The following is a 14,124-nucleotide window of genomic DNA, read 5'->3' as shown; positions in this document are numbered from 1 at the left end:
TAATAGGAATTCAACAATTATTACAGAAGATCCCTTTGCAAATAGTGCTTAGGGATCTTTTGATTTTAAGTAATCTATAATTGAATTTAAAAGTGTTTTTAGTGTCTAAATGGTTCAAATCTAGTCACCATAAGCGATGTTATCGGTAATTAAAAAGGATCTTCGATCGAAGATCCTTTTAATGCTGCTTGTTCAATTAGCGCGCCCGATTGCTGAAGGTCATTGCTTAAACCTTATTCAAGATAAGCTAACCATTAGCTCAACAAAATATTTGATTTAAATTAGGCTTGAAGAGCTTTTTGTAATGATTTTTTCATTGCTTCTACAAAGTTCTGACGTGTCTCTTCAGATAATTCTAATAAGGAAAGATAGGGATTTAAATCTTCTAATTCGACTAATAAAAGCTCCCCTTGTTCGCTTCGACAGGCATCAACTCGTTGAATCCCCCAGTTAAGATTATTCCAGTCGATGAAATGTTTAGCAAAAGCTAAATCTTCTTCCGTTGGTACATACTCTTTCAATTCCCATCTTTTATCTTTATCTGGTGCATAAAGAGCATACTGAAATTCTTTGTCGATAAAATAAAATGAGACTTCATATTCAAAATTGATAAATGGTTGTACCAATGTATTTTTCGATTCTGAATTAACTTTTTCACTCAATTCATCTTTTGTAACAAATTCCATTCCGATAGAGTCTGCTCCATCTTTCGGCTTTACGATATACGTGTCTACACTAGGAAGTTTATTTAAGGAATCAAGGGTATCAATCGTTGGAATAACAGGGAAATGAGCATTTGTTAGTTCAATTAAATATTCTTTTCCGTTCATATCAGCCTTTCCATTAAACGAATTATATGTGTTTAAATATTTAGAAACAATTCGGTTTCGGAATGCTTCATATTTGTCTTTAAAATTTGCGACTGGACCTGCATTTCGGAAAACAATTAAATCAGCATTATCTTCAAATGCTTCAATATCTTCAGGATGACAGATGACCAAATTAAAGGCTTCTCTAAGTTTAGAAGTTAGAAATAAATCCTCTTCATAATAGTTTCTTCCTTTTGCTTCATAATATAAATCTGTTACAAATAGTAGTGTCTTCATTACGCCTTCACCTGCTTTTCTTAAATTTTTATTGTAAAAACATCCTAAAAAACAAAAAATCCCGTCTCAGTAAGAGACGAGATTGAAACTCGCGGTACCACTCTTGTTTAATAAAATGTTTGAATAACACTTTACTACCCTTTACAAACGTACAATTATACGTTGTCCCTTGTAACGGAGGAAACCGATAAAGCTTACTAAACATTCGGCTTTACTTCTCGGAGGTGATTTTCGATTATTATCTGAACACTGGTTTTCAGCAAAACACCAGCTCTCTTTGGAACAGAAACAATAACGTATTCTTTCTCTTCATAGAATTTAAATAGAATTAGATTGATTAGACATTATTGTATATTAACCAGAAAATAAAACAAATGGTTATTTAAGGAAGATAATTGGATTTCTTTATACAATTATTTGCTTCACAATCTGGCCCGATTGTTGAATAGCATGACTGGCGTTTTTTAAACAACTTTATTATCATGAAACAATCCCCTTACTTATGTAAAGATAAGGGAATCTACTGTTACGTATTATGAGAGATTACCATAGTGCTCTCATTGTTCTTCGCTTTGGTTGTTTATAGTGACGCGAGACATGCACCCTAGCCCATCCCCCTGCACCTTCTTCCTTCACAGTTGCAAAAACACTAATTCATCGAAAAGAGATCCCATGATAATCTAACGCACTAAAAAAGGACCCTCTTCATCTGATGGCCCTTTTTCATGATTAGTGAACAATACAGTATGACAATCCTATAAAATCCCCCATTTACCTTTATTTACATAAACTCTAAGAAAAAACCACATCAAAATTAGGAGGTTCAAAGATGAAGTGGTTCCAAGACTATTTCTAATTTAAGGGGCTATATTGAAAGATTCAATGTACGAAAATTATCAATCTTTCTTCTAAAAATTTATATGAAAATAAAAAGAAAAGAAGACGTTCTGAACTACTTTGTTCAAAATGCCTTCTTTTAAAATTCTCTCCTTCGCATACTCTACTTAATTTAACAAAATCTGCTGGAGACACAGAAAACTAGTATCTCGGATATTCTCGGAACTACCTAACTACTTCCCCAGTCTCCTCAACAAAGTCTCCTGCCTTTCCTTCCGTTTCTTTCTTCTCCCCGTTATGATTTCATCCTGAGAACGACTTTTTAAAATTTTCGATTTAGAATTAATACTTACAACTTTCTTCCCCATTCGTTATCTCACCCTTGCCTTCTTTTTACTAGCAAGTATGGACAACGATCAAACTTTTATACTTTTAATAAGACAAATTAAAAAGCCCTAGAGGATAGGGCTTTCATTTAGTCTTTACTCACATCTACTTCTCTAGCTGCACGATGTTGGTACTCTAGTTGTTCTTCAATGGTATCTCTTCTAGCAATTGCCGAAGTACGATCATGATTTCGATTAATCATATGATTTACTTGATTATGAACAGCATTAATTCTAGCACGTCTAGCTTTTCGACGAGAGGTCATGATTTCAGATTGGAATCTAGACTTCAGCACAGTACTACTTCCATCACTAGCTTGACTCTCCGATTTGTCTACTGCCAAAAGTCTCCTCTCCTTTCCTTTTCTCCCCCTCTAATTTATCATCAAGGATTAAACATAAACCAAAAAGCATTTCATAAATGACTCGCTTGTCTATTTTATTATCAGAAAGCGCTAACAGAAACCCACGTGGATTAGTAGATCGATGGATTTGCAAAGAAAAAATCCACATTTTCTTACTTTTCCCCAAATAGAACTTAAAAGAAACGCTCTCATATCCCTCTGTCGGTTGATTATTACGTAATTCAAGTTCCTTCTTGCCTTTAGCAGCATCTATAATTGTTTGTACCCATGGATTATGATTGATTTGATTAAGATCAATATATTTTGGTGTTTGACCCGTAGTTCCTTCATCTGCAATTCTCGTTAATTCGTTGTCTTTCATTTGATAAATCGTAAACCCTGAAATCATTTTAAGATCAGAAAAATGAAACATACCAGAAGCAATCCGACGCATAATGACGTAAATTTCTTGTATGAACTCTACTAAATAGCTGATGACAGTTTCATATTCATCTAAATCATCATTTAACTTTTCAATTTCATCCCGATATTCTTTAACAATTTCCTTTTCTCTATCTACTTGCTCTTGTATCCGTTTCTTGTATTCATCTTTTTGTTCGTTCAACTGATTCGTAATAATCTCAACTACATTAGATTCCTCAGTTTGTTTCGTTGAAACTTCATCAACATAGTTTGCTAAATCAGTGTATGAGAAGTGTTTATCCATAACGGAATGGTTGAGTAGTTCATATTCATTAGGCCTAAACTTTTTATACGCGGGCATATGGAAAAATGGGTGATAAATATCAAGCATTTTATTCTTATAATATGGTATTAAACACACTAAGATAAGAACAAATGAAGCTAATCCAATGAATACTACCCATCCCCAATGTAAGACTAACAACCATGATATTATTGAAGCAATTAATCCCCCAATAACTGCGAGCCCAGTTAAGTTCGTCACTTTCATACCATCAAGCTTGGAAATTGGTTTAAAGCACGTTCTTACTTCCCTCAACATTAGTAAAAATAGACCATTAAGCCAATTTGATTTTATGTTTTCTCTAGTGGACTCTGTACGAAATATAGCTAATACCTTGTCCATCTTCGGTGCAAAATTATGTAAAAAGCCGTGGTAATTCGGTTTATCTGACATATTTTCACCTCATCTAATTAATACCAAAATTTTTAAAAAATGTAAATGTTATTAAGTCGACAAATAAAGAATCGTCCATATATACCAATTGATTTATGAAGCATCAGTCCCGCTAGGATAAGAAAAGCGCCTTGATCAGCCTCAGGCATGGCATAAGACGCACATGAATAGAAGGAGTTCTTTACCCCTTCAATTCATGTGTGGCTTATGATTCCGAGGGCTAGGCCGCTTGCGCTAGACATCAAAACTAAGTACAAAAACGTATACGTTCTTATCTTATAGAAAAGGGAATAGAAAAATTTCAAATTCAAAATAGTGGACCAGCTTAAGATCAGCAAGCAAGTATTCTAACAATCTTCGATGAACCTCCCATGATTGAAATCACGGGTTTCAGGGTATATGCTAGGGCACATTGACCACTAGAGGCTGGGAACACACAGCCGCTATGCCGTTGACGAATGCCTTCGGCACTACTTTTCTTAAAATATTCGCTGCACCATTTACGTCAGCATTGATGAACCTGCCATTTTTGGAACGATACCAACCTCTTTTTATTCTCTTTCCGCTGAAGACAAATTTCATTTCATTCCCCGATTTGTAGGTTGGAATGTCGTCTTCATCAAGAAAACTTGCTTTAGAGGTATAGCTTTCTTCTGTTACAATGACTGCAATGCCTTCGGCACTTGCTTTGTAAGTTATTAGTTCGATAAGCAAAGAATGTGGTATTTGAACAAAATTTTGATTGTTTTTCTTACCTAAATCAATTTCTTGTTTCCAACCTTCATTTTTACCTATGATGATGGTATCAATTTGATTTTCTGTAGCTATTTTAACTATGTTAAAACTAACTTTATGGAAAAAATCTTTGATTTGTCTGTGCCTTTTTGAATCCAGCGCACTTAACTTTTTTGAATGGTAGAACCCTTCATTTTGTTTTTTACCATTTCGAAGAATTCCATAATAACAACTTCGCATTTTGTTGTACCATTGATTGATGGCTTTGGTTTTTCCGCCCTTGAAAAGTATCGGTCGAAGCCCTGTATTCGTAACCACTGTTGCGATATTATTAAGACCTAAATCAATGCCCATACATCGTTCTTTTTTTAGTTTAATGCCTTTCTTTTCTCCAATTAAAAAAACGACCTCAACAACGAACACATCATATTTTGGTATAATCCTTACTTGTTGATACTTTCCATTCATGGACGCTATTTTTCCGATATTTAATTTCCTCTTTATTTTGGGAAAACTAAGATGTTTTCCATCTTTTATTTTACAAATTTGATTTGAAAGAATAGTTTCTTTTCGACTGCCTTTTGGTAAATAGCCTGGAATATTTGGTCTAGCCTTATATTTTCCTGGATGTTTTTTGTATTCTTTTAGACTCTTAAAAAAGCTTTTCCAATTTTGAATGACATTTTTAACAACTTGTTGATTAACTTGACCAGGCAACGAATAATAATCTTTTTGTTTGATTGTTTTAAACAAACAATCTAGAAAATGATAATCAACAAATGACTTTTCTTTTGTAGGCATTTCAAATAGATTTGCTTTTCCAACTTTTTGTTCTTCTTTTAGTTTGAGCTTCTCTTTTGCTAACTTCTTACGATAAGACATGAGCTGATTGTCGTTCATTTTGTCGATATTCTTATGAAGAATATCAATTATTTCTTTCTGTAGTGGCTGAAGCTCTTTTTCTTGTTTTAATGCCGTGTATACTTGCCGAATATAGAAGTTTGTTGCGTTGTACAAATTGTTACTGTTTAGACAAAGCTCATTAAAATACGCGTACAATTTATGACCTTTTTTAATAGTAATTTGGTATGTTCGATATTCTTTCTCTTTCTCATCCTTTGGCATTTTAATCCTCCTTCCTACATTGTTATTTTACCAAACAAATGTTCGTTTGTCTTTTCATAGCATTTCTAATTCTCAAAAAAAAAGAGAAACTGTATCCCATCACTGAAGTAACGGGTGTTAGTTTCGCATTTCATAAAATTCGTGTACTGATAGTCCCCTAACACTATTCCGGGGCGTCACAGTGACCAGAACTAATTTCGAGTGATCCCTGTGACGTAACCCTTCAAAGACCCTTCTTTCACTTGTAATATTGTCATGTATAATGGGAATAGAATAAAAAAGAGAGAAGTGCTACCAACACTTCTCTCTGCAACCTCTACCGTCAAGATGGTGGTTGTCAAAAAATAGTTACTTTTGAGAACCATCCTTTTGCTTGTGACGGCGCGGGATGGTTTTCTTATCGTTTAGCGAACTAGAAAAAGATCAGGCGTTATTAGCACCTGACCTTTTTTCACTAGCAATCTAGCGGTGACAGTCCCTAAAGAGCAGCACTATTTTACAATGAAAGAATCTACATTTATTTTCGTGGCTGTCTTTTTTGCTCCGGTATGAATTTTTCCAGTCCATTCAATTTTGAGTACGTGTCTTCCTGCTTTCAGCCCAGTTTTGCTGAATACTGTGGCTTTATATTGAGGAGAACTAGAAAATAAATCTACCGTGTATGATACTCCGTCTAATGTTACCTTTGCAATTCCTTGGGTACTATCTTTGAAAGCTGTGTACGAGATTCCGGTTCCATTAAAGACAAGTTGTGTACTTGCACTCGATTCATTTACCCATTTGTAAGAACCGCCTGAAGCGCTGCTTGTTGAAACTTTTTGCCAGTTCCCATTGAAGCTTACATTTGAATTGACATCTTCGTAAGTACCAGCAGTTACTCCGTATTTGACATTTACAGTATAGCTACCACTGCCTTTATAAGCATACACATCTAAGTAATATGTTCCATCTGATGGTGCAACAAACGTAAATGATTCACTAGATGTATTAGCCTTCTCAGAGTACGCAACAATTTTTTGACTAGAATTTACGGTTGTCGCAGTTTTATCATAAAGATAAAGATCGAAATCAGTTCCTGTTGCCCCAGATAATGTGACAGAGAGTTTTTCACCTTTTAAGAGCTTAATAGAGTAGACATCATCTTTGTCTGAGGTCGCATTTAAGGTAGAGGTTTTACTAGTACCTGTAAATGGAACACCAGGAATATTTCCATCTATATCTGTAGATGCTACAGCTGTTTGAGCATTAAGAAGTCCTCCTGTTGCGACTTTCCCTGTTAAGGATGAAAGTTTTGTAACTGACTTCATTAGCTTATCTTTTATTTGAAGCGGAGTATAGCTAGGATATACCGCTGTGACTAATGCAGCTGCACCTGTTGCATGTGGACTTGCCATCGATGTTCCATCAAAGAAATCATAGGTATTCTCTGGTGTTGTACTTAGGATTTGTTCCCCAGGCGCTGCTATATCTACACTCGTTGCTCCATAGTTAGAGAATGAGGCAAGATTACCTGTGTTGTTAAGAGCCGCTACTGAGAGGATATTTGATAGATTATAGGCAGCAGGATACATTGGGCTTGAATCGGCATTTACACCATCATTTCCAGCTGCAGCAACAAATAAGGAATTGGAATTTTTAATCACATCATAGAGTGCTTGGCTAAATCCTCCACCTCCCCATGAGTTATTCGAAATTTTAACCCCTTTAGCCTTAGCATAATTGACAGCAAGAATAGCATCTTCTAAAGACCCACCAAAAGGACCGATAAATTTTAAAGGCATAATTTTAACATTAGGAGATACGCCGATTACCCCAATTGTATTTGTTCTCCCTGAAATGGTTCCTGAAACATGAGTGCCATGCGCATCTTCACCGGCACTATAATACACATCATTATTTCCATCAAAAAAATTCCAACCGTTTACATCATCTATATATCCGTTACTATCATTATCTATCCCATCATTCGCTATCTCACCTGGATTTTTCCAAATATTATCTTTTAAATCCGGATGGAAAATATCTGTTCCTGTATCAATGACAGCGATGACAGTAGATGTACTGCCTTTCGTCTTTGTCCATGCACCTTCAGCCTTAATATCTATCCCCACTTTACCAGGTACACCATCAATTGATTGGCCTGAATTTTTCAACCCCCACAACTGGTTGTACATAGGATCTGGAACGGCAGAAGGCTTATAAATATAGTTTGGTTCTGCATATTCTACATCATCAGAAGCGTTTAAAAAACTTACGATTTCATTTACTGAAGCAACATTGGTATCAAATTGTAAAGTCTTGATGCCTAGCTGTTTATCAAGATGTTTAATTTCCTTTAAACCTTTTGCCCTTCCAGCAGCTCCCAAACTGGCAACTGATTTATTTTGTTTAAATTTTACAATGACTTCATTAGCCTTGTATCCTCGCTTTGATTCACTTTGAGTAATATGTCTTTGCTTCAATGTACGATCAGGCTTTAAAAATTTAGGTGGTTCTTCATCCGCTTGACTAGAAGAAATTTGAATAATAGGTTCTAAAGATTGTGACCCCTTTTTCACATTATCGTTGGGCGATTCCGCAAAAGCACTGAAACTAAAGCAAAATATACTAATCCCTACCAAAGTACTGATAACTGCTTTCTTGTTTTTCATCCGCATCCTCCTGTGAATTACGTCCTAAAACAGCATAGGTTAATGTGCTCATAGAAGAATACTCCGTTTTTTAAAATTTATACCACTATTTCTATTCCTTTTTTTGCGCTTATTTCCTTTTTAAAATTTAATAGAAAAAGAATAATCATCTACCTATTTAAACTTATGAACAACCATACAATAAGAAAGCACCTATTAACACAACAATATATTCACAATAAAATCCATCATTTCCCTTCAAATTAAGATAAAATAAACATAGCTGAATTATCTTATAAAGGGGAAACATTTATGATCTATCGAATGCACGTAGTAAAAGGGCTGTTCCAGCCTGAGACAAGTCTTTATCAATTGCAAAAAGCGGAGGCATTTTCAGGGATTGGTCTTAAACTGATCTTGCTTTATCTACTTAGTTTCATCATTTTTGCGGCAAGTACATATTTTGGGATTGGTACAGAGACATATTCCGGAACCATTACAGAACGAACCAATGAAGAGTTTGAAGCTGGCAAGCTATTGCTGCTCGGAGGAAGACTTGTTTTAAGCTTGTTAGATACGACTCTATTTATTTGGTTTGCTGCCTTTGTTTTCTGGCTTTGTCTTAATGTTGATTACATAAAAGCCGTAATTGTTCAGATGATTGTGTTTTCAATTTATTTAGCTGAACAAGCCATCACCTCACTGGTACTTGTGTTATTTGATTTGAATCAAGCTAGCAATCCTTTTTCGTTTGGCGTCATCAGCCAGTATTTTATTCGTAACGAGTATTGGAATCATTTTTTCGGCGCGATGACACTTTTTCAATTTGCGGCCATATCTCTCCTTTACTATTATCTTAAAAATCTGACTGGACGAAATAAATATCTCACACTCACCGTTATTTTAGTCGTTTATGTTATCACTTGGCTGTTCACAGCTTTAACTGCGTATATTGAGGTACCTGTCTTATTAAGGAGGTGGTTTTGATGAAAAAGTGGATCGTCATTTCATTAACGGTTGTTTCGCTAAGTTTTATTGCATTAAACGGCTATTTAATTGCCAAGAAGGATAGTAAGATCCAACATACCGTCTACGTCGACAACTGGACGCGCGTAAAGAAAGACGATGTTGTTCAGACGTTTGAAACAGAGGGCATCATAATGCCTCAAGAAGAATATGATGTTTACTTTCATGATAGAGATAAGGAATTTCAACGTTTTCTTGTAAAAGAAGGGGATGAAGTAACAGCAGGAACTCCTTTATTTGAGTATAGAACACCTGAACTAGATAAAATAAGAGAAACACTGGAGCTGGAAAGACAGCAGACAGAGGGAGAAATAGCAAGCATAGACATTTACATTAGCAAACTGTTAGACTATCAATCTTCCATTTCATCTACACCCTCCTATTTTGAACCTGATTTTACTTTAGAGGAAGACCTAAACATCGATGAAGATGCGTCATCAGATGTGATGATTCATACGATTGAACAGGAAATTTATAAACAAGAGCTTGAAAAAAGCAAGCTTGAAGAAAAAGTAAAAAAATATGATAGTCAGTTAAGCTCTATCGATGAACAAAGCAGTTCAGTCATGATGGTGAGCGAAACGGACGGAATTGTTAAAAAAGTAAATGAAAAGCTCGGAAATCCCGTCATAACCATTACTTCAAATGTCAAAGTAATTGAGGGGCAGCTAACAGAAAACCAATTTAATTTAGCAGAAACGGGAATGCTGTTTACAGCTAACGTTGCAGGAAAGAAACTTGAAGGAACACTTGGCAAAATCAATTCTTATCCAGTAAATGAGCCTAAGATCGATGAGGAAAACCATTATCATTTTGAAGCAATCATGACAGAACAACCAGAACCACTCGCAATAGGTTCGAAAGCTGATATATCAGTTGTCACGGCCGAAGCCATTGGTATACCAACTATTCCGGAAAAAGCAATCTATAACATCAAAAATCCGTATGTTTATCTATTAAATGAAAATAGTCGGATCAAAAAGCAATCTGTCCAAATGGGCTTAAGCTTTGAAGGGATTCAGGAAATGACGAAAGGTGTACAAATCAGAGAAGTCTTAATGGTTTCTCCACATCAAGCACATCAAAATAACGCCTACTTTGTAACAGAAATGAAACCTAAGCGCCTAACAAAATCTGCAATTAAGGATCTCTCTAAATATGAGAAATGGGAATTTTTCTTAATTGGATTAATTGAAAAATAGAAGCCATTCACGTTGTACGGGTTTGGCACAAAGCTCATAGAAATGGAATTTCTTACGCCTACTATCATATTCAAAAAACAACCCAGTAATAGAATTGATAGAATAGTACTTAAACCTAAATGTTTCTTAAAGGGATATTTTTGTGTATAATTGACATATATTAAAAAGAGAAGTGCGACCAACACTTCTCCCTGCAACCTCTACCGTTAGGGTGGTGGTTGTCATAAGGATATTACTTTTGAGAACCACCCTTTTGCTTCCTACGGCGCGGGGTGGTTTTCTTGTTTTCTAATACGTTCTTTCGAAAGAAATAGGCACTAACTTCACGCACAATCCCCTTCAGAACTTCTCGTAGAAATTCAAGAAATGTTTCCATGGTTATCACCTCCCTTCCATAAAGGAAAGAAGTGCAACAACCAACCACCCTCACAATATTCAGTTGCAACTTTATCTTATCATAATCTTTCCATTTAACAGTCTATCAATCTTCGTCAAATTTCGAGTGGTCACTGTGACGTAAACCAAAATGCCATTGTTTCGTCTATTGATATATCCGATAATATGACAACATAAAACTTCTTTACTTACCTCTAAATCAACGCTTGAAAAAGCATTTGCAGCCTTTTTGTCATCTCCCCAGGTTCACCTTGACCAATTACCGTATCATCGATCTGTGTAACTGGGACAATTTCAAGTGTTGTAGATGTAATAAAAGCCTCATCAAAGCTTTCAATTCCATTTATCGTTAATTCTTTTTCAATCATTGTCATGTCATTAGCTTCACATAACTTCCTTATTTCCAGCCTTGTAATACCATTTAAGATAAGATTGTTGGCTGGATGGGTGTACAATTTTCCGTCTTTCACCGCAAAAAAATTAGTTGAGGATCCTTCTGTTATCGTGCCATTTCGATGAAGAAGTGCTTCATAGCATTGATGGTCAAGTGCTTCTTGTTTGGCCATCACATTGTATAATAAATTCAAGCTTTTAATATCACATCTTAACCAGCGCATATCTTCGACGAGCTTCATTTTTATTCCCTGCTGTTGTTCTTGTGAAGGATTCTTTTTTGGGAGTGGATATGCAATCAAAACAGGTGAAACAGATTGAGCTGGAAATGAATGATTTCTCATTGAAGTCCCACGTGTAATTTGTACATAAATTGAGCCTTCTTCTAAATGATTTTGTTCAACAAGCTCGAGCAGCATAGTCTTGATATCTTCTACACTATAAGGCAGCTGTATTTTTAACTCAGCAGCACTTCTTACAAATCTCGCTAAATGCTCATCTAAAGTAAAAACATTGCGATTATAAACACGCATGACCTCGTAAATTCCGTCTCCAAACTGATAGCCCCTGTCCTCAATATCAATCACAACTTCATCACGATTCTTAAATTGGTTATTATATAAAACTTTCATAAGCTCGCCTCTTTCAGATAAATACTCTAAAACCCACTACAATTATTACAAAAATTCCCATAAATTAAAAGCTAAATTAACCGTTTATTTTAAATGTAAAAAGACTAGTCGATCATGAGATTTCATGATCGACTAGCCTTACTTTATATAACCGTAATCATTTAAGCATTCGTTTACTTAGTTATTTGTTGCGATAAATTGATTGTTATAGCTATGTTCAGACAATTCCTCAAACGCAAAGCCTTGTTTCTTTAGATCGTTTATAATTTCAGGAAGCGCCTCGAAGGTTGTATGTTTTCCTTGCAGGTCATGCATTTAAACAATCGCTTGCTGCATATTCATCGATTCATTTAAAATATTTTTTACAATTTCATCCTTTTTTACCACTATTGCTTTTCAGTCCATCGAATCGAAAGCAAGCTCGACACATTAAATCACTCAATCCAAATGCTCCCTACACAGTTGCAAAAGTACTAATTCAGATAAAAGTAAGCGCACGAACAAAAGTGCAAGCGCCTGTATCAGCCTTGGGCAAATAAGCCAATCAGGAATAGAAGGTGTTTTTTACCTTCAACTCCTAATTGGCCTATGACCTCGAGAGCTATGGATGTAGTGAGCTTATCCACAGTACGAGAATTTTATAGAACCAGGATTTTCTGATAAGATCAGCTTGTGGAACGATTGATTATTAGATGAGTGACAGGCACCCAAAACAAACTAAAACGTAATAACAACCTTACACACATCCGCCTGATTTTCCTTCATAAATTCAAACGCTGCTTCGATTTCTCTGAAATGGAAGGTATGTGTTTTCATTTTCTCTGGTGTGACGGCTCCTTTTTCAAATAATTCAATGACATGGGGAAATCGATTATTGCTTAGTCTTGATCCCCTAACATCCAAGCCTTTTTTCGTAAATGCTACTTGAGCAATCTGTGATGGCTTGTTTCCTGTTCCTAATGTGACAACACGACCGGATGGTGCTGCTAATTCTAGTGCTTCCTCAAGGCTTTGTGGTGAACAGACGGAATCAATAATCACATGGGCCCCGTCGCCATTTGTGAATTCCTGAACCGCTTCACTTAAGCTTTCTTTTAGAACATTCACCACTTTATCAGCACCCATTTCAAGTGCGCGGTCCAGTCGTTTGTCTAATAAATCAGTCATCATCACCTCTGCCCCGCGCGCTTTCGCCACTTGCATAACCGCAATCCCAATTGGACCAGAACCCATGACTAATACTTTATCACCGACAGTCGTGCGACCGCGCTCATTTGCTTCAACGCCGATAGAATATGGTTCTACTAACGCCGCATTTTGTGGATCAATTTTCGATTCATCTACTTTAAACACATTTTTTTCACTTGTCTTTACATACTCTGCAAAACCACCATCACGGTGAACGCCTGTTACTTCAACCGTTGAACAAACATTATGGTTACCTGTACGGCATGCATAACAATGACCACAGCTATTTACGGGATCAATAGCTACTAAATCACCAATCTTCACATTCGTCACAGCTGTGCCAACTTCCTCAATAACACCCGCAAATTCATGACCAATAATCCGCGGATATGTAGCCAATGAATTGGTTCCATTAAAAATTCCAATATCTGATCCGCAAATTCCGCCAGCAAGGACTTTAATGATGACATCCTTCTCATCATGAATTTCAGGTTTTGGCACTTCTTTTATTTCAACTTCAAATGGTTTATTAATAACAACTGCTTTCATCAATTATCCCTCCACTAGGCAGCAGTCAATACGCTCATCAGGCTACCCTTGTAGCCGGTTGACACTGCCCAACTATTTATCTTTTTGTAAAAAGGCTGTTTTCGTAAACTTTGTTGCTATTGTCAATAGAGTCCATCAACAGTGACTGATTTGGCATCTAACCCCAGTAAAGTTGACCGATATGTCTCTATTATTCAGAAAATGGTCACGTAACTACCGTAAAGGTGACCGCTAAGGCTCCAATATTCAGAAATCGGGCACGTAACTCACGTAAAGGTGACCGCTAAGGCTCCAATATTCAGAAATCGGGCACGTAACTCACGTAAAGGTGACCGCTAAGACTCCAATATTCAGAAATCGGGCACGTAACTCACGTAAAGGTGACCGCTAAGACTCCAATATTCAGAAATCGGGCA

General features: G+C 36.1%; 10 protein-coding genes and 1 other annotated feature. Of the genes, 2 read left to right on the top strand and 8 right to left on the bottom strand.

Going from position 1 to position 14,124, the window contains the following annotated elements; translation table 11 throughout:
* Positions 1-281: 281 nt before the first annotated feature.
* The 5 genes from K9V48_RS24525 to K9V48_RS24505 all read right to left on the bottom strand — a co-directional run bounded on the left by K9V48_RS24525 (position 282) and on the right by K9V48_RS24505 (position 8,343).
* Positions 282-1,106: an ATP-grasp domain-containing protein gene (locus tag K9V48_RS24525; protein ID WP_224141732.1), complete on the bottom strand. Its 825-nt coding sequence runs from the start codon at positions 1,104-1,106 to the stop codon at positions 282-284.
* A 69-nt stretch (positions 1,107-1,175) separates the two neighbouring features.
* Positions 1,176-1,428, bottom strand: a binding site (T-box leader).
* A 990-nt stretch (positions 1,429-2,418) separates the two neighbouring features.
* Positions 2,419-2,673 (bottom strand): hypothetical protein, encoded by a 255-nt coding sequence (locus tag K9V48_RS24520; RefSeq protein WP_224141731.1) that lies wholly within the window; start codon positions 2,671-2,673, stop codon positions 2,419-2,421.
* The gene (locus K9V48_RS24515) at positions 2,642-3,832 is read right to left on the bottom strand and encodes a hypothetical protein (RefSeq protein WP_224141730.1); all 1,191 of its coding nucleotides are present in this window, start codon (positions 3,830-3,832) and stop codon (positions 2,642-2,644) included. The genes K9V48_RS24520 and K9V48_RS24515 overlap by 32 nt, the downstream gene beginning before the upstream one ends.
* 402 nt (positions 3,833-4,234) lie before the next feature.
* A complete protein-coding gene (locus K9V48_RS24510) occupies positions 4,235-5,692 on the bottom strand; it encodes an RNA-guided endonuclease InsQ/TnpB family protein (RefSeq protein ID WP_224141729.1) in 1,458 nt (485 codons plus the stop codon).
* 491 nt (positions 5,693-6,183) lie between these two features.
* Positions 6,184-8,343, bottom strand: a complete 2,160-nt coding sequence (locus K9V48_RS24505) for a S8 family serine peptidase (protein ID WP_224141728.1) — start codon at positions 8,341-8,343, stop codon at positions 6,184-6,186.
* A 291-nt stretch (positions 8,344-8,634) separates the two neighbouring features.
* Here K9V48_RS24505 and K9V48_RS24500 point away from each other — a divergent pair, with 291 nt between their 5' ends.
* Together K9V48_RS24500 and K9V48_RS24495 are read left to right on the top strand one after the other, a co-directional pair.
* Positions 8,635-9,309 carry a hypothetical protein gene (locus tag K9V48_RS24500; RefSeq protein ID WP_224141727.1) on the top strand — a complete coding sequence of 225 codons (675 nt, stop codon included), beginning with the start codon at positions 8,635-8,637 and terminating at the stop codon, positions 9,307-9,309.
* The gene (locus tag K9V48_RS24495) at positions 9,309-10,550 is read left to right on the top strand and encodes an efflux RND transporter periplasmic adaptor subunit (protein WP_224141726.1); all 1,242 of its coding nucleotides are present in this window, start codon (positions 9,309-9,311) and stop codon (positions 10,548-10,550) included. Before K9V48_RS24500 ends, K9V48_RS24495 begins: the two co-directional genes overlap by 1 nt.
* A 232-nt stretch (positions 10,551-10,782) precedes the next feature.
* Here K9V48_RS24495 and K9V48_RS24490 read toward each other — a convergent pair whose 3' ends face one another.
* The 3 genes from K9V48_RS24490 to K9V48_RS24480 form a co-directional block, all read right to left on the bottom strand.
* Complete coding sequence (locus K9V48_RS24490) at positions 10,783-10,926, bottom strand: hypothetical protein (protein ID WP_224141725.1); 144 nt, start codon at positions 10,924-10,926, stop codon at positions 10,783-10,785.
* A gap of 214 nt (positions 10,927-11,140) precedes the next feature.
* Positions 11,141-11,971 carry a D-amino-acid transaminase gene (dat, locus tag K9V48_RS24485; RefSeq protein ID WP_224141724.1) on the bottom strand — a complete coding sequence of 277 codons (831 nt, stop codon included), beginning with the start codon at positions 11,969-11,971 and terminating at the stop codon, positions 11,141-11,143.
* Positions 11,972-12,688: 717 nt separating this feature from the next.
* Positions 12,689-13,708 carry a zinc-binding alcohol dehydrogenase family protein gene (locus K9V48_RS24480; protein WP_224141723.1) on the bottom strand — a complete coding sequence of 340 codons (1,020 nt, stop codon included), beginning with the start codon at positions 13,706-13,708 and terminating at the stop codon, positions 12,689-12,691.
* Between the last annotated feature and the right edge of the window lie 416 nt (positions 13,709-14,124).

The sequence above is a fragment of the Metabacillus rhizolycopersici genome (genome assembly GCF_020075705.1).
Note: the sequence above shows the minus strand (reverse complement) of the source record. Positions and strands in the feature narration are given on the sequence as shown.

What these genes read in the sequence shown, in the direction of transcription:
- K9V48_RS24510 (WP_224141729.1), bottom strand. Translation starts at nt 5,692, where the DNA reads ATGCCAAAGGATGAGAAAGAGAAAGAATATCGAACATACCAAATTACT.
- K9V48_RS24500 (WP_224141727.1), top strand. Translation starts at nt 8,635, where the DNA reads ATGATCTATCGAATGCACGTAGTAAAAGGGCTGTTCCAGCCTGAGACA.
- K9V48_RS24480 (WP_224141723.1), bottom strand. Translation starts at nt 13,708, where the DNA reads ATGAAAGCAGTTGTTATTAATAAACCATTTGAAGTTGAAATAAAAGAA.
- K9V48_RS24490 (WP_224141725.1), bottom strand. Translation starts at nt 10,926, where the DNA reads ATGGAAACATTTCTTGAATTTCTACGAGAAGTTCTGAAGGGGATTGTG.
- K9V48_RS24505 (WP_224141728.1), bottom strand. Translation starts at nt 8,343, where the DNA reads ATGAAAAACAAGAAAGCAGTTATCAGTACTTTGGTAGGGATTAGTATA.
- dat (WP_224141724.1), bottom strand. Translation starts at nt 11,971, where the DNA reads ATGAAAGTTTTATATAATAACCAATTTAAGAATCGTGATGAAGTTGTG.
- K9V48_RS24525 (WP_224141732.1), bottom strand. Translation starts at nt 1,106, where the DNA reads ATGAAGACACTACTATTTGTAACAGATTTATATTATGAAGCAAAAGGA.
- K9V48_RS24495 (WP_224141726.1), top strand. Translation starts at nt 9,309, where the DNA reads ATGAAAAAGTGGATCGTCATTTCATTAACGGTTGTTTCGCTAAGTTTT.
- K9V48_RS24515 (WP_224141730.1), bottom strand. Translation starts at nt 3,832, where the DNA reads ATGTCAGATAAACCGAATTACCACGGCTTTTTACATAATTTTGCACCG.